This is a genomic window from Rhodococcus sp. X156, from assembly GCF_004006015.1.
Taxonomy (GTDB): Bacteria; Actinomycetota; Actinomycetes; order Mycobacteriales; family Mycobacteriaceae; genus X156.
This window is the reverse complement of record NZ_CP034766.1, coordinates 1653716-1671890: the sequence shown is the minus strand read 5'-3', so window position 1 is coordinate 1671890 and position 18175 is coordinate 1653716. Positions and strand designations below refer to the sequence as shown.

The following is an 18175-nucleotide window of genomic DNA, read 5'->3' as shown; positions in this document are numbered from 1 at the left end:
CGGTGTAGCGTCCTGCACCGGCCCGACTGGGGACGAGGCTCACCTCACCACCACCGCTCCCACTCCGCGATCGCCTGCGAGGCCTTTGCCGCGTCCCCGAGGTAGGTCGTGTCTGGGCACGGCGACGGCTCGACGTGACCCGACCACGTCGGGTGGACCAGAGCGAACCCGCCGTCAACCAGGCTGACGATGACGTCGTCGGACGGCCCGAAGCGTGCCTCCACCCGCACGACCTGACCCGCCAGCGGGTGGTCGGGACTCAGCTCCCGCTCGATCTCGCGAAGCACCGCAGCAAAGTTGTCCGCTGCCAACGGACCATCGCGGCTCCACCACTCGTCCGAGAGCTCGAGCACGGTCATGCCCTGATCGTGCCAGGCCGCCAGCTGGTCCTCGACTGCTGGGGCGGCGGGTCGGCGTCGCTGAGGTCGGGTGGGTGGTGGATCGGGTTGGTGCGTGGAACCTGTTGTGGGTCAACGTGTCTGGGCGCGATCCACTCGATGCGGCCGCTGGTGCCCATGCGGACGGTGAAGCCTTCGTGGGTGATGAGCCGGTGGTCGAACGGGCAGACGAGCGCGAGATTCGCTAGGTCGGTGGGGCCGCCGTGTTGCCACTCGTGCAGGTGGTGAACTCGGGCCACTGCGCAGGCATCTCGCAGCCGGGCCGGGTGCAGCCGCGGTCGCGGGCATACAGGGCCAGGCGTTGGGCCGGTGAGGCGAGTCGTTGCCCCTGACCGAGGTGTAGGACTTGTCCGGTGGAGTCGAGCACGCAGGGCAGCCACTTCGCATCAGCGGCCATGCGCAGCACGTCACGCACCGGCACGGTCCCGCCGGACGCGGTACCGGCCGTGCCCGCCCGGCGCTCCAGGTCCGCCAGTCCCATGGTGACCACCACCGTCGCCGGCAGGCCACGGTTGCTCGGCAGCTCGCCGGAGGCGAGGGCGTTGCGGCACAGCGTGGCCAGCGCGTCGTGGTTGCGCTGGGCGGCACTCCGCGGATCCGGAGTCCCATCTTCCGACACCGGCCGGGCGGCGGCGGAGAAGGCGGCGTCCACCAGAGCGCGTGTCATCGGGTCTAGCTCACCACTGATGCGACTCATCCCATCCGGGCGCTGCCGGCCGATGGTGAACCCGCGCCGCCGGGCCCGATCCACCTCGGAGGTTTCCCGCCCATCGGGATCGAGGTAGGCCACCAGTCGCTCAGCGGCCTTGGCCAGCTCGGAGGGCCGCAACGCGCAGGCGTGCGCAGCCAGCGTCTGCTCGGCCAGGCCGATGGTCTCGGCGTCCAACGAGGCAGGCAGGTCGTGCAGCGTCTTGGCGACGATGTCGGCATGCCGCGGCGAGATCGCCCCCTCGGCTTCAGCGACAGCGCACGCGGGATGGGCTGGTCCGAGGTCTTCACCGGTGAAGGACGTCCGAGGACCCCGCACCAAGGCGGCTCGCACCCGCGCTCGCGCTTCCTGCACGTCCAGGTGCAGCACCTCCGACAGCAACCCCGCCGTCCCGCGGGCCAGGAACACCGTGGCCAGGGAACGGCACTCCATCTCCACGATCAACCGATGATCGACCGTCAGCTTCATCCGGTGCACCCGCTCCACCTCACGGCACACCGTCAACACCCCAGCATCGGACAGACCGGCCAGCGGCACCTGCTGCAGCCGGCCCACGACTGAGGCGTGCTCGGCCAGCAAGGAGGCGACCTCGTCAGGGAGGTCCTCCGCTACACCGTTCGAACTCATGTTCGAACGATACGAACAACCCCCGACAACCTCAGGGAAACCGCGAAAGCCGCTAGAACGCAGGCCAGGGAATCGCCGGACGCATCCCGGACGGCTCCGGCATCACCCGCGTGGCGAGCAACCGGCGCACCCGCGTGCGCAGCGCCTGCACCTCGGCGATGGTCAGGTGCTCGTCCAGCTGGTCGGCCAGCTCGCCCTCCAGCAGGCTGGCCAGCTTCGACAGCATCTCCACCGCCTCGTCACCGATGGGCTCCCCTGCCCAGCCCCACAGCACGGTCCGCAGCTTGGGCTCGCTGTGCAGGCAGATGCCGTGGTCCACGCCGTAAACCCCGCCGTCCAGCCCGGCGAGCACGTGCCCACCCTTGCGGTCGGCGTTGTTGAGCACCACGTCCAGCACGGCCATCCGGCGCAGCCCGGGGTGATCGGCGTGCGCGAGCACCACCATCTCCCCGGAGTAGTCCTGCGCCCGCAAGATGGGCATCCACCCCTGCGGCACCGCCCCGGGCGGGCACAGCTCCACCAGGTCGCTCACCTGCTCCACGTGCTCGCGGTGCGCAGCCGATCCAGAACCAGCCGCCGAGCCGGACCCAGCACCGGAGTCCTCGTCGTCGGAGATGCTGGCCGCAGGCGTGTCGATCCACAGCTGCACCATCCCGGAGCCGAACGGCCCGTCGCGCAGCACGGTCGGCGGCACCACCCCCCAGCCGCTGGCCGCCGACACCAGGTACGAGGCCACCTCGCGGCCGGCCAGCGTACCGTCCGGAAAGTCCCACAAGGGTCGCTCGCCCTGCACCGGCTTGTACACGCAGTGGCCGGTGACGCCGTCGAGCTCCACCGAGCACAGCAGCGTGGCGTTGCTCGCCTCCACGATGCGGCCGAGGATCTCGAGCTTTCCGGCGCGCAGCAGCTCGAGCGTGGCTGGGTCGTGCACCTGCACGGTCGTGATCAGTCCTGGCTGGGTTCGCCGGCCGACGGCGCGATGCCCACGCCGCGGCGGTACCCGTTGGTGCGCACGCACACGTGCCCCTCGGGGTCCAGCGGCTCGTTGCACAGCGGGCAGGGCAGCCGCCCGGCGCTGATGACCAGCTCGGCGCGCGCGGCGAAGTCCCGGGCCTGCTCGGCGGAGAGGAACACCCGCACGGAGTCGGGGCCCTCGTCGGTGTCGTCGAGCACCACCGACTCGTCCACCTCACCCTCGGTGACGGCCAGCAGCTCCACCACCACGCAGCTCGCGTCGGCGTCCCAGCCCAGCCCCATGGTGCCCACCCGGAACTCCTCGTCCACCGGCACCGCCAGCGGCTCGAGGTCCTCCACGATGGGGTCGTCGTCGGGCAGCTCGGCGCCGAAGCGGCGGTGCACCTCCTCCAGCAGCGCGATGATGCGCTCCGCCAGCACCTGCACCTGCTGCTTCTCCAGGAGCACGCTGATGAGCCGGCCCTCCTGCACAGCCTGCAGGTAGAAGGCGCGGTCACCGGGCTCACCGACAGTGCCGACAATGAACCGGTCTGGGTTGCGGAAGACGTGGATTACTCGTGACATGGCAACTCCGACACTAGGTGAATCACTCTGGATCGGCACACCAGGGACCGGTGCTCCAGGCGTGCGGGCACGGCGCTCACCCGCCCGTGCCTCCGCCGACCACCGCGTCGGCAGGAGCCGGCGCGGCCTCGCCCTCGGCGGCCTTCTTGGGCGGGGTGATGCTGGACAAGTCTCCCCCGGTGTCGTTGCTGCGCAGCACGAACGGCCGCGTGTCGGTGTAGCGGACGACGCTCGCCGAGCACGGGTCGGCGACGATGCGCTGGAAGGAGTCCAGGTGCGTGCCCAACGCGTCCGCCAGCACCGACTTGATGACGTCACCGTGGGTGCACGCCACCCACAGCACGTCAGCGCCGTGCTCGGCGGCCAGCGCGGCGTCGTGCTCACGGACCGCGGCCACCGCTCGAGCCTGCACCTGCGCCAGGCCCTCCCCGTTGGGGAACACCGCCGCCGAGGGGTGCTGCTGCACCACCTTCCACAGCGGCTCGGACACCAGGTTCTTCAGCTCCTGGCCGGTCCACTCGCCGTAGTCCACCTCGGCCAGGCGCTCCTCGGAGCGTGGGTGCAGGCCGCGGGCGGCGGCGAGCGGGGCCACCGTCTGCTGGCAGCGCAGCAGCGGGGAGGTGACGATGGCGGTGATGGGCAGCTCGGCGAGCCGCTGCACCAATGCCTCGGCCTGCGCGGTGCCCTTCTCGTCCAGCGCCACGCCCTCGCTGCGCCCGGCGAGCACCCCGGCGGTGTTCGCGGTGGAGCGGCCGTGGCGCAGCAGGATGACCGTCATGCGACCACCCTAGGACCCGGCCGCCCCGCCGGTGAGCAGGCAGTGCACCAGTTCACCCTGAGCGGACAGCTTTCCGCGCTCAGGTGGCCTGCAGCCCGGTGGTGGTCAGCAGCACCAGCACCAGCACGCCCAGGGCGATGCGGTAGCCCACGAACAGGTAGATGGTGTGGTTGGCCACGTAGCGCAGCAGCCAGGCGATGGAGGCGTAGCCGACGGCGAAGGCGACCAGGGTGGCCACCAGCAGCTGGGGCCCGCTGGCCTGCAGCAGTCCCTCCTCGGCCGGCTCGAAGGCGTCGGGCAGGCTGAACAGCCCGGACGCGACCACCGCGGGGATGGCGAGCAGGAACGAGTACCGGGCCGCCGCCTCGCGGGTGAGGCCCAGGAACAGCCCCGCGCTGATGGTGCCGCCGGAGCGCGACACGCCGGGGATGAGCGCCAGCGCCTGCGCCGAGCCCATCACGATGCCGTCGCGCAGCGTGAGCTCCTTGACGGTGCGCCGCTTGGAGCCGAAGTACTCCGCCGCGGCCATCACCAGGCCGAACACGATGAGCATGGTGGCGATGAGGTAGAGGTTGCGCGCCCCGGAGCGCACCTGGTCCTTGAACAGCAGGCCCAGGATGCCCACCGGAATGGTGCCGACGATGACGTACCAGGCCATCCGGTAGTCCAGCGTCTTGCGGACGGCCGGCTCCCGGAAGCCGCGGAACCAGGCGACGACGAGCCGGCCGATGTCGCGGGCGAAGTACAGCAGCACCGCCGCCTCGGTGCCCAGCTGCGTCACCGCCGTGAAGGAGGCGCCAGTGTCGTGGCCGAAGAAGACCCCGGAGACGATGCGCAGGTGCGCCGAGGACGAGATGGGCAGGAACTCGGTGAGCCCCTGCACCAGCCCCAGGACCATCGCCTGGAGCCAGGTCATGTCCAGGATCATTCGCCGAGGCCTGCCAGCTCCAGCGCCTCGGCGGCGGTGCGCAGCGCGGCGAAGCCGTCCTCGCCGGGCGGGCACGCGAGGTTGACGGTGGTGACCCCGGCCTCGGCCAGCGCCGTCAACCGCTCCGCGATGCGCTCCTTGGTGCCCAGCAGCGCGATCTCGTCGAGCAGCTCCAGCGGCAGCGCCGCCATGGCCTCGTCGTAGCGCCGGTCCAGGTAGGCGTCCTGCACCTGCTTGGCGGCGTCGGCGTAGCCCATGGACACGGCCAGGGCGTTGTAGAAGTTCTTCTCCCGGCTGCCCATGCCCCCGACGTACAGCGCGGTGTACGGGCGGGTGAAGTCGGCGCACCTGCGCCAGTCGGCGCCCGGGACGATGGGCATGGACGGGGCGACGTCGAAGCCCTCCAGCCCGGTCTTGCCCGCCTTGGTGCGGCCGGCCTGGATGTGCGCGAGGTGCTTGGGCAGGTGCTTGGGCGAGCAGAAGATGCCCAGCCAGCCGTCGGCGATCTCGCCGGTCAGCTCCAAGTTGCGGGGCCCGACGGAGGCCAGGTACACGGGCAGGTCCTTGCGGGCGCCGTGCACGGTGAGCTGCAGGGCCTTGCCCGGGCCGTCGGGCAGCGGAAGCTGGTAGTGCTCGCCGTCGTGGCGCACGCGCTCGCCGGAGAGTGCCTGGCGCACCACCTCCACGTACTCGCGGGTGCGGCCCAGCGGCTTGCCGAAGCGCACGCCGTGCCAGCCCTCGGAGACCTGCGGGCCGGAGACGCCCAGGCCCAGGCGGAAGCGGCCGCCGGAGAGGGTGTCCAGGGTCGCCGCGGTCATCGCCGTCATGGCGGGGGTGCGCGCGGGGATCTGCATGACGGCGCTGCCGATGTCGATGGTGGAGGTCTGCGCCGCCACCCAGGACAGCACCGTGGGGGCGTCGGACCCGTAGGCCTCGGCCGCCCACACCACGGAGAAGCCCAGCCGCTCCGCCTCGATCGCCAGCTTGAGGTTGGACGCGTCGTTGCCCGCGCCCCAGTAGCCCATGTTCAGTCCCAGTCGCATGGTGCGGCAGGTTACCGGTAGGTAGTGCAGGGGGCGGCGAGCCTGGCCGGCAACGGTGCCGGTGCGGCCTAGGGTTCCTGTGCTGTGGAGCAGACATCAGTAGGAGCCAGTGGACTGCGGGTGTCCCAGACCGGCCTGGGCACCCTGACGTGGGGCCGGGACACCAGCTCCGACGAGGCCGCCGCACAGCTGGTGGCCTTCGTGGACGCCGGCGGCACGCTGGTGGACGTCTCCCCCGCCTACGCCGGCGGCGCGGCCCAGCGGGTGGTCGGTGAGCTGATCGGCGACCTGGTGCCCCGCTCGGCGGTGGTGCTCAGCGCCGCCTCCGGGCTGCACCCCGGGGGCCTGGTGGACTGCTCTCGGCGGGCGCTGCTGAGCCAGCTGGACGAGACGCTGAGCGAGCTGGGCACCGACCACCTGGACCTGTGGCAGGTGAGCAGCTGGGACCCGCACACGCCGGTGTCGGAGGTGGTGGACACCCTCGAGCACGCGGTGAGCACCGGTCGCACCCGGTACGCCGGGCTGCGCGACCACGCGGGCTGGCAGCTGGCCACCGCCGTGTCGCAGGGCCAGCGCAGCGGGGTGGTGGCGGTGCAGACGGAGTACTCGCTGCTGGACCGCACGCCGGAGCGCGAGCTGCTGCCCGCCGCCCGCCACCACGGGCTGGGCCTGCTGGCCGCGGTGCCGCTGGCCCGCGGGGTGCTCACCGGCAAGTACCGCACCGGGGTGCCCGCCGACTCGCGGGGCGCGAGCGCGCACCTGGCCGCCGGGCTGGCTGCGCACCGCGGGGAGGACGCTGCCCGGGTGGTGGAGGCGGTGGTCACTGCGGCCGAGGGGCTGGGCGTCTCACCGCTGGCGGTGGCGCTGGCCTGGGTGCGCGAGCAGCCGGGCGTGGCCAGCGCCATCGTGGGCGCCCGCACCGCCGCTCAGCTCACCGGCGTGCTCGCCGAGCGCGACGTGATCCTGCCCACCGCCATCCGCGCAGCCCTGGACGACGTCAGCTCCGGCTGAGGGGACGGGGCACCCAGGCCGAGGGCACTGGGCACCCACGCCGAGGGCACACTGACAGGGCGGACACACCGCGTCGTCAAGCATGGGAGTTCTGTAATGGTCGGCTCACGACGGGCTGCGGCGGGCGCCGCTGCCCTGCTCACGGCGGTGGCCCTGCTCGCCACCGGCTGCTCCAGCGACAGCAGCACGCCGGAGAACGTGCGCGAACCGGCCGTGCCCGCCACCACGGCACCCACCGCGTCTCCCGCCGGCACCGTCACCGTGCTGGGCGCCCCCGCGCGGGGGATGGCCGTCGACCCCAGCACCCACGTGCTGGCCGTGCAGGTGGAGGGCCCCGACCGGCTGCTGCTGCGCAGCTCGGAGAACCCCGCCGGCGTCGCCCGCACCGTCGCCCTGCCGGCCCGCGCCGCCCAGGTGTCGTTGAGCAAGCCCGGCGGGCCCTTCCTGGTCTCCGTGCCCGGCGCCCTGCTGCGGGTGGACCAGCGCAGCGGTGACGTGACGACGGTGACCCTGCCCGGCACCCCGCAGGCCGCGCTGCAGATCGACGACCAGACCACCGTGGTGGGCACCGCCGAGGGCGAGGTGCTGGTGCTCGGCGCCGACGACACCGTCACCAAGACCATCGCCGGCCTGGCCGACGTCGCGGCGCTGAGCTACGCGGACGGCACGCTGGTGGCGCTGGACCGCAAGCAGACCTCGGTGACCCAGGTGAACCTCGACGACGGCGACCTCGGCACCAGCCTGCGCGCCGGGCAGGGTGCGGTGAACGGCACCACCGACCGCTACGGGCGAATGCTGGTGGTGGACGTGGAGCTGGGCCAGCTGATGGTGTTCACCGCCGACCCGCTGCTGATGCGGCAGCGGTTCCCGGTCGCCAACCAGCCCTACGCCGTGGCCTACGACCCCACCACCGACCTCGCGTGGGTCACGGTCACCGGCCGCAACCAGGTGGTGGGCTACGCGATGGGCGGCGGCGAGCCGGTGGAGCGGTACCGGCTTGACACCGTGGCCCAGCCTGAGACTGTTGCGGTGGACTCCGCGAGCGGCGCGGTGCTCGTCGCCTCCGCCTCAGGTGGTGGTCTGCAGCGAGTCGTCCCCGGAGGAGGCACCCGGTGATCGAGTACGAGTACCACCCGCTGCGCCTGCCCCCGGGCGTCTCCCGGGTCACGGCCACCATGCAGCTGTCCATCCAGGCGGAGTTCGGCGGCTGGGAGCTCTCCCGCGTGCGGCTGTACTCCGACGGCAGCCGCCGGGTGATCCTGCGTCGACGCAAGACCGGCCAGCAGCTGCCGGCGCCCAGCACCTAGCCTCTGCCTTGCGCCACTCGTTCCCACCACCGCGCTCGGCGCCGCACTGACCACCCGAGGAGAACCGTGTACCGCCTGCTGTTCAGCCTGCTGCTGCGTCGGCTGGACCCCGAGAAGGCCCACACCCTGGCCTTCGGCCTGCTCCGCCTGGTCACTGCCCTTCCGCCGCTGCGGTGGCTGCTGGCCCGGGTGTTCACGGTGCGCGACCCCGCGCTGCGCAGCACCGTCCTGGGCATCGACTTCCCTGCGCCGCTCGGCCTGGCCGCCGGCTTCGACAAGGACGCCACCGGGGTGGACGCCTGGGAAGCACTGGGATTCGGGAGCGTGGAGGTGGGCACCGTCACCGCCCACGCGCAGCCGGGCAACCCCAAGCCGCGCATGTTCCGGCTGGTCGACGACCGTGCGGTGGTCAACCGGATGGGCTTCAACAACCACGGCGCGGGCGCTGCGGCTGACGCGCTGCGCCGCCGCCGCACCCACCTGCCCGTCGGGGTGAACATCGGCAAGACCAAGGTGGTCCCCGCCGCCGAGGCTGCCGACGACTACGTGCAGAGCGCCCGGCTGCTCGCGCCGCTGGCCGACTACCTGGTGGTCAACGTCAGCTCCCCCAACACCCCGGGGCTGCGCGACCTGCAGGCGGTGGAGTCGCTTCGGCCGCTGCTGCGCGCCGTGCAGGACACCGTGTCCATCCCCGTGCTGGTGAAGATCGCGCCGGACCTCTCCGACGCCGACGTGGACGCGATCGCCGACCTGGCCGTGGAGCTGGGCGTGGCCGGCATCGTGGCTACCAACACCACCGTCTCCCGCGCCGGGCTGCGCACGCCGGCCACCACCGTGGAGGCGATCGGCGCGGGCGGGATCTCCGGCGCCCCGGTGGCCGCGCGGTCGGTGGAGGTGCTCCGGCGGCTGCACGGCCGGGTGGGCCAGGAGCTGGTGCTCATCTCCGTCGGCGGCATCGAGACCGCCGAGGACGCCTGGGAGCGCATCGCCGCCGGCGCCAGCCTGGTGCAGGGCTACAGCGGCTTCGTCTACGGCGGGCCGTTCTACGCCCGCCGCATCCACAAGGGCCTGGCGCGGATCCTGCGGCGCGAGGGCTTCACCAGCATCGAGCAGGCTGTGGGCAGCGCCGCTCGAGTGTGAGCTTTCCGGTCTAGGGTGCCCTCATGAACCTCCTCGGCCTCGTCACGCTGCCTGTTCGTGTCACCGTCGCCGCCACCCAGGTGACGCTCGGCCTCGGCCAGCTGGCCGCCGCCGAGGGACCGCTGCGCCGCAAGGGCGGCTACGCCGACCAGGTGACCGCGGTGTTCGGCGCGGGCGGGGTGGCCGAGCAGCTGGCGCGGGTGCTGCAGGACCCCCAGGGTCCGCTGAGCGCGCTGACCAAGCTGGCGGAGGCGCTGGAGGAAGACCGTCCGCTGGGCAAGGCCATCGCCCCGGGCGGGCCGCTGGAGCGGATCATCGAGGAGGGCGTGCTGGAGCGCTTCGCCAGCCGCGGCGGGCCGATGGACCGGCTGCTGGCCGAGGGGGGCGCGCTGGAGCGGGTGCTGGCCCCCGGTGGACCGCTGGACCGGCTGCTGGTGGAGGGCGGCGCGCTCGACCGCATCACCCAGACCGGCGGTGCGCTGGAGCTGCTGCTGTCCCCCGGCGGCCCGCTGGACCGGCTGCTGGCCGAGAACGGCGCGCTCGACCGCATCACCCACGAGAACGGGCTGCTGGAGCTGCTGCTGCGCGAGCAGGGGCTGGCCGACCGGCTGCTCGCCGAGGACGGCTTCGTGGAGAAGCTCACCGCCGACGGCGGCACCCTGGACCAGCTGCTGCACCTGGGCGACGTGCTCAAGGACCTGCAGCAGTCGGTGCTGGTGCTCAACCGGGCCGTGGAGCCGCTGGGCGAGCTGGCCAACCGGGTGCCCAACAGCCTGCTGCGGCGCAAGGGCGCTGGGCCCAACCCGCAGATCATCAACCAGTAGCTCAGCCTCCGTGGGCTGACCGCATGACGTCGTCCGGCGGGGCGGCGGCGGTGGTGGCGCCGGCGCGCGGGCCGGGCACGTTGCGGAAGCGGAACGGCTCGCTGGTGCGCCCGGGCTGGATGTACCAGCACTGCGCGCTCTGCCCGCTGGCCAGCACCGCCTCGACGGTGTCCACCACGTCATCGGCGGTGAGCAGCGGGAAGCCGGCGTCGGTGAAGGCGGAGCGCTGCCCGGCGATGAGCGGGGTGTCGGCGAAACCCGGGCAGATCGCGTTGACGGCGATGCCGTCCCCCGCCAGCTGCGCACCCACCGAGCGGACGTAGCCCACCACCGCGTGCTTGGTGAGCGTGTACACCGGGTCGCCCGGGATGGCCACCAGGCCGGCCAGCGAGGCGGTGGCCACCACCTGTCCCCCTCCGGCGCGGCGCAGCGCGGGCACCACGGCGCAGGTGCCGAAGACCACGGCGTCCAGGTTCACCCCGACCACCGCCCGGTAGCGGGCCAGGTCGAAGGTGTCGTCGCAGGCGGACTGGCCGCCGATCACCCCGGCGTTGAGGAACGCCACGTCGAGGCGGCCGAAGCGCTCCTCGGTCTCGGCCACCATCCGGCTGGCGGTGTCCGGGTCGCTGACGTCGCCGACGACGGCCAGGCCGCCGAGCTCCTCGGCCAGGGCGGTGACGGCGTCGGCACTGCGGTCGACCAGGGCCACCTGCGCGCCCTGGGTCGCCAGCCGGCGGGCGGCGGTGGCGCCGAAGCCGGAGGCCCCGCCGGTGATCAGGACGGTCTTGCCGGCGACATCCATCGGACTCCTCAAGGGGGTGGCTCAGCAGGTGGGGATGGTCAGCAGGTGCGGAGGAACTGGTCGAGCACGCGGGTGCCGAACTTCAGGGCAGACACCGGAACCCGCTCGTCGATGCCGTGGAACAGCGCGGCGAAGTCCAGCTCGGGGGGCAGCTGCAGCGGGGCAAAGCCGAAGCAGCGGATGCCCAGCTTGTCGAAGGCCTTGGCGTCGGTGCCGCCGGAGAGCATGTAGGGCACCAGCCGGGCGTGCGGGTCGTGGGCGAGCAGGGCGGCGTTCATGGCGTCCACCAGCTCGCCGTCGAAGGTGGTCTCGTAGGGCTCCAGCGCGGTCACCCACTCGCGCTCGATGTCCGGCCCGAGCAGGGCGTCCACCTCGGCCTCGAAGGCGGCGCGGCGGCCGGGCAGGACGCGGCAGTCCACCACAGCCTCGGCGGTGGCCGGGATGACGTTGGCCTTGTAGCCGGCCTGCAGCATGGTGGGGTTGGCGGTGTCGCGCAGGGTGGCCCCGACGATGCGGGCGATGGAGCCCAGCTTGGCCAGGGTGCCGTCCAGGTCCGGTGAGTCGGGGTCGAAGTCCAGGCCGGTCTCCTCCCCCGTGGCGGTGAGGAACTCGCGGACGCTGTCGGTCATCACCAGCGGGAAGGTGTGGTTGCCCAGCCTGGCGACGGCCTCGGCCAGCCGGGTGACGGCGTTGTCGGAGTGCAGGAAGGACCCGTGGCCGGGGGTGGCGGTGGCGCGCAGCCGCATCCAGGCGATGCCCTTCTCCGCGGTCTCCAGCAGGTACAGGCGGCGCTCGGCACCGTCGGGGCGGGCCACGGTGAGGGAGAAGCCGCCCACCTCGCCCACGGCCTCGGTGACGCCGGCGAACAGGTCGGGGCGGTGCTCCACCAGCCAGTGCGAGCCCCACTTGCCGCCGGCCTCCTCGTCGGCCAGGAAGGCGAAGACGACGTCGCGCGGGGGAACCACGCCCTCGGCCTTGAACTGGCGGGCGACGGCCAGCGTCATGGCCACCATGTCCTTCATGTCCACCGCGCCCCGGCCCCAGACGTAGCCGTCCTTGACCGCGCCGGAGAAGGGGTGCACCGACCACTCGCCGGGCTCGGCGGGCACGACGTCGAGGTGGCCGTGCATGAGCAGGGCGCCGCGGGCGGGGTCGGCGCCGGGCAGCCGGCAGAAGACGTTGGCGCGGCCGGGCATGCCCGACTCCACGTAGGTGGTCTCGTAGCCGACCTCCTCCAGCTGGGCGATCACCCAGCGGGCGGCCTCCTCCTCGCCCACCACGGTGGCGGGGTCGCCGGTGTTGGTGGTGTCGATGCGGATCAGCTGGCTGGTGAGCTCGACGACCTCAGCCTCAGCCCTGGACTCGGTGCTCGTGTCATCACTGGGGGCCACCGGGTCTTCCTACCACTCGGGTGGTGCCACAGGGCCTTCGGACCGGGACGGCGCAAGGTCGTCACCCGCTGACCACCCGGTTTGGGAAGCGCACACCGCGTCGGCTAACCTAGCCCAGCGCAGGCAAGCATGCTGCTGTGCGCATGTCCGAGTGGCGGAATGGCAGACGCGCTAGCTTGAGGTGCTAGTGCCCTATTAACGGGCGTGGGGGTTCAAGTCCCCCCTCGGACACCCAGAACACGAACAGCCCCGGTCTCCACGGCCGGGGCTTTCTTGCGTCTAGGTCGTCTTCCTCAGAGGTGAGCGTCCGGCGATGGACTGCACCTCCGGCGAGCTGCGGCCTGCGCAGGGTCGCCGACGACAACGAGCTCCAGCTCATCATCTGTCCTTGGCACGTCGCTTTGGCGCGCGCAAAGCCTGGTTGAAGCGGATGTGCGGCTGAAGCAGCTGATCGTGGGCGGCGATGCCGGTGACGATGAGCGTCCGTGGCCAAGCAGTGTGCAAAGGTGCTGGCATGCACTCTCCGCAGTCGCTGGATGACGGTGATCGCCGACCGGTGGCCACCAGGGCGGCCGCCTGCGCTGAGCAAGCCCATCACGTCAGGCCTCCGGCTGTTGCCGCCGCTTGGGGGAACTCCAGAGGCCCTGGCCGCACCACGAACTGGAGGCCGAGATGACCGACCCACGACAGCTGCGGATCACCGGGATGGTCGACAGGTATGCCGGGGACGAGAACAGCACAGGCCTCGCCTGGGCACGGACGCTCGCGCTCAGCGAGCTTGTCCTGGACCGGCTCACCGGAGACCGTGAGGACGCAGGAGTTCAGATCCTCCAGAACCAGCTACGGCTCGCGGCGATCGTCACCTTCTCCTCCGGCGGTGGCCTCGACGTCGCCGCTGCTCATCACGACCGACTGGCAGCGGACCTCGACGCCGTGTGTCCAACCTTCACGCCGGGCACGCTCCGCGGCGCCGTCCTCGCTCACCGGCTGGCCGCAGAGATCTGCCGCGGCGACTTCACTGGGCTGCGGTCGTTTGCTTCCCACCGCAAGGACGGCAAGGACTACACCGCCGCTCTTCGGCTGCCGCCCGCCTGAACCCCCGTTTCCCCCGGTCTAACCGCAGTCTCACCAGCCGATCGGGCACCGGACGACGGCGCACCCCGACTGCCCCCGAGATTGGCAACGTGCCCGTGTCCGATAGATAGTTTGGTTCAGTGACGGTGCCTCATGTGAGACAGCCGTCACGACCTCCTCGAGCCTCCGTTGCCGGCGTCAATCCCCTTCGCGCGCCAACCCACCAGGCCGCCGCAGTTCCCTCGCCGGGACGTCCAGGTTCGCCCCGCTGCGCCGAGGCCTGCGCACACGGAGCGCACCTCGGGGAACCGCGCTGACGAACATGCAGGTCAGACACCCCTACCGCCCTCCGGCTCACTGACGGCGGATGCGGGCATCGCGCTGCCCTGCGGTGACGACACCGGTGCTCGCATGCCGAACCCGATTCCCCCCGCCGGTCGCAGCAAGGCTGTCACCCGCCCCACACCGGCCCGCAGTGTTCCCGTCCCTGTCCCTCGGGCGGCCTCCACCCGTTCTGGCGCTGCTCTCGCGCCCGGTGCGGGTACCTACCGGCCTGCCGCAGGCCTGGGGTCAGCAGGACGTGCAGGCCTTGCTGCGACCGTCCGCCGCTCCCCGGTGAACCCTCATGACTGTCCCCGTCCAGCCCAACAGGTCCTAGTACGCCGACCCCCGTTGACCATCACCGCAGGTCCGCGGAGAGAAGCGGTAGCGCGCTCGCACCGCCATGCCAACCCTCACCCGAGCGACCCCATGACAATCGAGCAGGCGAACGTGCTGCTCAGCCCGTGGAGAAGGAGTCACCGGAGCTGTAAGGCACTCGCCCCAGCATCGTCCCGCAGCCGGATGCGAGGGCGGAGGGGACGGCCCAGCAGTCCCTTCACCCGGCGGTTTTGCGACCCACCCCGCCGCTGGGCGACAGCGGCCTCGTGAGGAGCCTCAGCCATACACGGCAGCGCGGCACCGTCAGAACTCCGCCGCTGACACCATCGGGAGGGCGAAACGAGTTTGACCACACGGGGACGCCAACCACGAGATTCCCGAGGGTCGACGAGATTCTCCGAAAGACGTATGCGCACAACACATTCCCCGTACTCTTCCCCGTGCGACGACATGGGTAGCCGCTCACGGCACCACAAGACTCGACGCACTACCGCTGTGAGAGAGGCTTGCCCATGGGTCCATTTTCCTTCGCCCGCCCCCGGGCCGGGACCCGCTCGCGGCCTCAACATCTACGTCGGCGGCAAGCCGAAGGTGGTTCCGCAGCCCGGCCGCGGCTCCGGCACCACCTACGCCGATCGCAAGCCGGCCATCGTCGGGTGGGCCGCCCCGGCTCCGCCGGCGGGCAGTCTCGGATCCTCATCGGACACGAGAACTCCGCCGGCGTCGGCGCCCCTGCCGTCACCGCCCCCCTCCCCCAGCGCGGTGTGATGCAGCGGCAACAGATCGTGGGTGGCTACAGGTGGACCTGGACCTCGAGTTCGGTCATCACCCCACCAAGATCGGCATCCGCTGGCCTGTCTCCGCCCGCGCCCGACCTCTTGCTCGAGGAGAACCACTGCCGCGCCGCGCTGCAGTCCTGACCCTCGCCGCACCCGCAAGACCGCCACTACAGAAGGAGCGCCGACGGTGGAAGCACACCCCCGCGACCTCGCCAGGGTCTTCCACTCCGATCTCCGTCTGGTGGTGCCCCTGTTTCAACGGCCGTACGTCTGGACACGCGACAGCCAGTGGCTGCCCCTGTGGGAGGACGTCCTGGCCACGAAGGACCGCGCCGCGGACGGCGACACCGTCCCGCACTTCATGGGCGCCGTCGTCCTGGAGGTCAAGCGCACCGCGCATGGCGGCCTCGAGGTGCGCGAGGTCATCGACGGGCAGCAGCGACTCACGACGCTGCAGCTGCTGATCGCCGCTGTGCGGGATAGCTTCAGCACCCACGGCCTGCACGACGCGCAGATGGCGAAGCGGCTCACCAAGCTCCTCGTCAACGACCCCGATCTCGTCGAACGCCCCGAGGAACACTTCCGTCTGTGGCCGACCAACGTCGACCGGTTCGGCTACCGGTCGGTGATGACCGGCCAGCACCTGACGACGCCGTACTCCGACACCGTGACCGGGATCGTCGGTGCCTACACCTGGTTCCGGACAGCAGCGGAGCAGCTGGTCGCGGGCCTCGACGCCGAGGCAGGGGCGGCCGAGCTGACTGCCGTCAGCAACGTCCTGCTCACCCAGCTCGAGGTCGTCCTCATCGACCTCGGCAAGGACGACAACGCGCAGGTGATCTTCGAGACTCTGAACGCGCGGGGCACCCCGCTGCGCGCGTCCGACCTGATCAAGAACCTCCTCTTCCGCACTCTGCAGGACCACGACCGGCCGGTGGAGGACCTGTACGAGAAGTACTGGGCGCCGCTGGAGACCAAGGGCTGGCAGCAGCAGGTGCGGCAGGGCAGGTTGCTGCGGCCGCGGCTGGACGCGTTCATGGGATACTTCCTCACCGTATTCCTGCAGCGCGAGGTGCAGGCGCACCAGCTCTTCCCCGCCGTCCGCGCCCACGTGGGCAACGACCCGGACCGCGCCGAGGAGCTGCTGCGGGAGGTCACCCGCTACGCCGTGGTCTACGAGGAGCTCGATAACGGCCACGCCGGCGACGACCTGGACCAGCAGCGGCTGGAGCGCATGGAGATCGTCGACACCACGACGATGACCCCCCTGCTCCTCTGGCTGTTCGCGAACACCGAGGGAGTCGAGCGGGCACGCGCGGTGCAGTCCTTGGAGTCCTACGTGGTGCGGCGCAGCCTCGCCCGCCTCACCACCAAGAACTACAACCGCATGTTCCTCGAACTGCTTCGCCGGCTCGGCACGGGAGCCGGACCAGCCGGAGCGGTCGTGACCAGCTACCTCGCTGAACAGGGCTCCGACTCCGGGATGTGGCCAGCCGACGACGAAGTCACCCGGAGCCTGACGACACTGCCGCTGTACCGGTTGCTCAAGCGCGACCGGCTTCAGCGCGTCCTGCTGGCCCTCGAGATGACTGCGCGCACCGCGAGGACCGAGCCAGTGCCTCCGAGCAGGAAGCTGTCGGTCGAGCACCTGCTCCCTCAGCACTGGGAGGAGCACTGGGCGCTTCCCGCCGCGCTCGATGACACCGAGCACGAGCGCGGGCGTCGCGCAGAGCTGCTGCACACCATCGGCAACCTGACGCTCGTCACCGGGTCGCTGAACGCGACATTGTCGAACGGCAGCTGGGCTTCCAAGCGCCGCCACCTGCTCGAGCACTCGGCGCTCACCTTGAATCGAACGCTGCCCGAGGCGTGGACCACCTCAGCCATCGAGGCCCGCTCCCGCTATCTCGCGACGCTGGCCATCGACCTCTGGGAACGGCCCGAGCCGACCGAGAGCCAGCTCAAGCCCCTATCAGACACCGACCGGGACCTCCGCCCCGACCGGGAGGGCAACGACGCCACACCGGCCCGGCCACGCGACGCCGAGTCCCCCAGCACGAGGCGCGGAGACATCGCCAAGCACATTGCCCACGTCTTCACCGAGCTCGAAACCGGTGACTTCTTGACCATTTCGGAGATCGCCCGGAGGCCGTCGCCGGAGTACGCCGACAAGCCCCCGTCAGCAGGAGCGATCAGCGCGCGTCTCTTCCCTGCCAACGGGCGGATGACGCTGCCAGGTGTCGAGCCTGGAACACGGAACGGCTACCGCGGTGCGGTCAAGAAGCCCTGACCGTCTGTCTCCAACCCCAGACGACCAAGAACCCCGCTAGATGACCGACAAACCTCAGCCAGGAGACAACATGACGAGCCCAATGGCACCTGCGTCCACCGGGATGGTGGTCATCAACAAGGTCATCTCGATCGGCATCGACGGTATAGGGCCGCTGTCGAGCGCTCGCGAGATCGCCGAGGAGAGCCTCGCCCACCACGGCGAAGTGGAGAAGGCCATCGACCGCCTCATCGCCACCCACATGCGGCTCGTCGGAGCGACCGGCTTCGCCACCGGGGTCGGAGGCGCGTTCACCATGCCTGTGACCATCCCCGCGGACATCACCCTGCTGTACGCCTACGCGGCGAGGTGTTCAGCGGGCATCGCCCACCTCCGTGGTTACGACGTGACCTCCGAGGAGGTGCGCAGCGCCGTGCTGCTCAGTCTGTTGGGGTCGGCAGGGTCGGCGGTGCTGGCTGACATAGGCATCAACGTGGCGAACAAGACCGCCATGGCCGCGTTGAACAAGCTGCCCGGCACGATCCTCATCGAGATCAACAAGAAGGTGGGCTACCGCCTGTTCACCAAGTTCGGGACCAAGGGCGCAATCAACCTCGTGAAGTGGATTCCGCTGGCCGGCGGCGGCGTGGGCTCTGCGGTGAACGTCGCCACCATGCGCAGCATTGGCAGGTACTCCAAGTCGACGTTCACGCCCGTATCCAGCCCGTCCGCAGGATTGGTCTAAGGCAGTGGACCGCACCCCTTCTCCGCTTGCCCGCGTGGTTCCGCTTGCCTCGGGCGGCGTCTGGCATCGCAGAGCAGAGCGCCAGTGGCATCAAGGAGCGGTGTGACGACCTCACCCCCGGCGGCTCGTCCGCCTACCCGCACTACCGGGC

The 18175-nt window shown here is 71.2% G+C and carries 17 protein-coding genes and 1 tRNA gene; 9 read left to right on the top strand and 9 right to left on the bottom strand.

Annotation, left to right across the window (positions count from 1 at the left end; all coding sequences use genetic code 11):
• Positions 1–44: 44 nt before the first annotated feature.
• The 7 genes from ELX43_RS07885 to ELX43_RS07850 form a co-directional block, all read right to left on the bottom strand.
• Positions 45–359, bottom strand: a complete 315-nt coding sequence (locus tag ELX43_RS07885; RefSeq protein WP_127782890.1) for a hypothetical protein — start codon at positions 357–359, stop codon at positions 45–47.
• A 223-nt stretch (positions 360–582) separates the two neighbouring features.
• The gene (locus tag ELX43_RS07875) at positions 583–1734 is read right to left on the bottom strand and encodes a DUF222 domain-containing protein (protein WP_127782888.1); all 1152 of its coding nucleotides are present in this window, start codon (positions 1732–1734) and stop codon (positions 583–585) included.
• Positions 1735–1786: 52 nt separating this feature from the next.
• The gene (locus ELX43_RS07870) at positions 1787–2665 is read right to left on the bottom strand and encodes an SCO1664 family protein (protein ID WP_241249831.1); all 879 of its coding nucleotides are present in this window, start codon (positions 2663–2665) and stop codon (positions 1787–1789) included.
• A gap of 14 nt (positions 2666–2679) precedes the next feature.
• The gene (locus ELX43_RS07865) at positions 2680–3273 is read right to left on the bottom strand and encodes a DUF3090 domain-containing protein (protein WP_127782886.1); all 594 of its coding nucleotides are present in this window, start codon (positions 3271–3273) and stop codon (positions 2680–2682) included.
• Between the two features lie 76 nt (positions 3274–3349).
• Positions 3350–4051 carry a histidine phosphatase family protein gene (locus ELX43_RS07860; RefSeq protein ID WP_127782885.1) on the bottom strand — a complete coding sequence of 234 codons (702 nt, stop codon included), beginning with the start codon at positions 4049–4051 and terminating at the stop codon, positions 3350–3352.
• A 79-nt stretch (positions 4052–4130) separates the two neighbouring features.
• The gene (locus ELX43_RS07855; RefSeq protein ID WP_127782884.1) at positions 4131–4979 is read right to left on the bottom strand and encodes an undecaprenyl-diphosphate phosphatase; all 849 of its coding nucleotides are present in this window, start codon (positions 4977–4979) and stop codon (positions 4131–4133) included.
• Positions 4976–6022 carry an LLM class F420-dependent oxidoreductase gene (locus tag ELX43_RS07850; RefSeq protein WP_127782883.1) on the bottom strand — a complete coding sequence of 349 codons (1047 nt, stop codon included), beginning with the start codon at positions 6020–6022 and terminating at the stop codon, positions 4976–4978. The genes ELX43_RS07855 and ELX43_RS07850 overlap by 4 nt, the downstream gene beginning before the upstream one ends.
• Positions 6023–6106: 84 nt before the next feature.
• Here ELX43_RS07850 and ELX43_RS07845 point away from each other — a divergent pair, with 84 nt between their 5' ends.
• The 5 genes from ELX43_RS07845 to ELX43_RS07825 all read left to right on the top strand — a co-directional run bounded on the left by ELX43_RS07845 (position 6107) and on the right by ELX43_RS07825 (position 10304).
• Positions 6107–7033 carry an aldo/keto reductase gene (locus ELX43_RS07845; protein WP_127782882.1) on the top strand — a complete coding sequence of 309 codons (927 nt, stop codon included), beginning with the start codon at positions 6107–6109 and terminating at the stop codon, positions 7031–7033.
• Positions 7034–7129: 96 nt separating this feature from the next.
• On the top strand, positions 7130–8149 hold the full coding sequence (locus ELX43_RS07840) for a hypothetical protein (protein ID WP_127782881.1): 1020 nt from the start codon (positions 7130–7132) through the stop codon (positions 8147–8149).
• Complete coding sequence (locus tag ELX43_RS07835) at positions 8146–8340, top strand: DUF5703 family protein (RefSeq protein ID WP_127782880.1); 195 nt, start codon at positions 8146–8148, stop codon at positions 8338–8340. Before ELX43_RS07840 ends, ELX43_RS07835 begins: the two co-directional genes overlap by 4 nt.
• 66 nt (positions 8341–8406) lie before the next feature.
• The gene (locus ELX43_RS07830) at positions 8407–9480 is read left to right on the top strand and encodes a quinone-dependent dihydroorotate dehydrogenase (protein WP_127782879.1); all 1074 of its coding nucleotides are present in this window, start codon (positions 8407–8409) and stop codon (positions 9478–9480) included.
• Between the two features lie 23 nt (positions 9481–9503).
• Entirely contained in the window at positions 9504–10304 is an 801-nt protein-coding gene (locus tag ELX43_RS07825) for an ABC transporter (RefSeq protein WP_127782878.1), read from the top strand.
• A gap of 1 nt (position 10305) precedes the next feature.
• Here the strand turns inward: ELX43_RS07825 and ELX43_RS07820 are convergent, their stop codons facing one another.
• Both ELX43_RS07820 and ELX43_RS07815 read right to left on the bottom strand, forming a co-directional pair.
• Positions 10306–11106: an SDR family oxidoreductase gene (locus tag ELX43_RS07820; RefSeq protein WP_127782877.1), complete on the bottom strand. Its 801-nt coding sequence runs from the start codon at positions 11104–11106 to the stop codon at positions 10306–10308.
• Between the two features lie 38 nt (positions 11107–11144).
• Entirely contained in the window at positions 11145–12497 is a 1353-nt protein-coding gene (locus tag ELX43_RS07815) for a M20/M25/M40 family metallo-hydrolase (protein ID WP_127782876.1), read from the bottom strand.
• A gap of 145 nt (positions 12498–12642) precedes the next feature.
• Between ELX43_RS07815 and ELX43_RS07810 the strand changes: the two genes are divergently transcribed.
• The 4 genes from ELX43_RS07810 (at position 12643) to ELX43_RS07795 (ending at position 18024) form a co-directional block, all read left to right on the top strand.
• Positions 12643–12728: transfer RNA gene (locus tag ELX43_RS07810), tRNA-Leu, on the top strand.
• A gap of 441 nt (positions 12729–13169) precedes the next feature.
• Complete coding sequence (locus tag ELX43_RS07805) at positions 13170–13592, top strand: hypothetical protein (protein WP_127782875.1); 423 nt, start codon at positions 13170–13172, stop codon at positions 13590–13592.
• 1605 nt (positions 13593–15197) lie between these two features.
• Positions 15198–17300, top strand: coding sequence for a DUF262 domain-containing protein (locus tag ELX43_RS07800; protein WP_164860610.1), 2103 nt, complete (start codon positions 15198–15200; stop codon positions 17298–17300).
• 70 nt (positions 17301–17370) lie between these two features.
• Complete coding sequence (locus tag ELX43_RS07795; RefSeq protein ID WP_164860609.1) at positions 17371–18024, top strand: EcsC family protein; 654 nt, start codon at positions 17371–17373, stop codon at positions 18022–18024.
• The last annotated feature ends 151 nt before the right edge of the window (positions 18025–18175 follow it).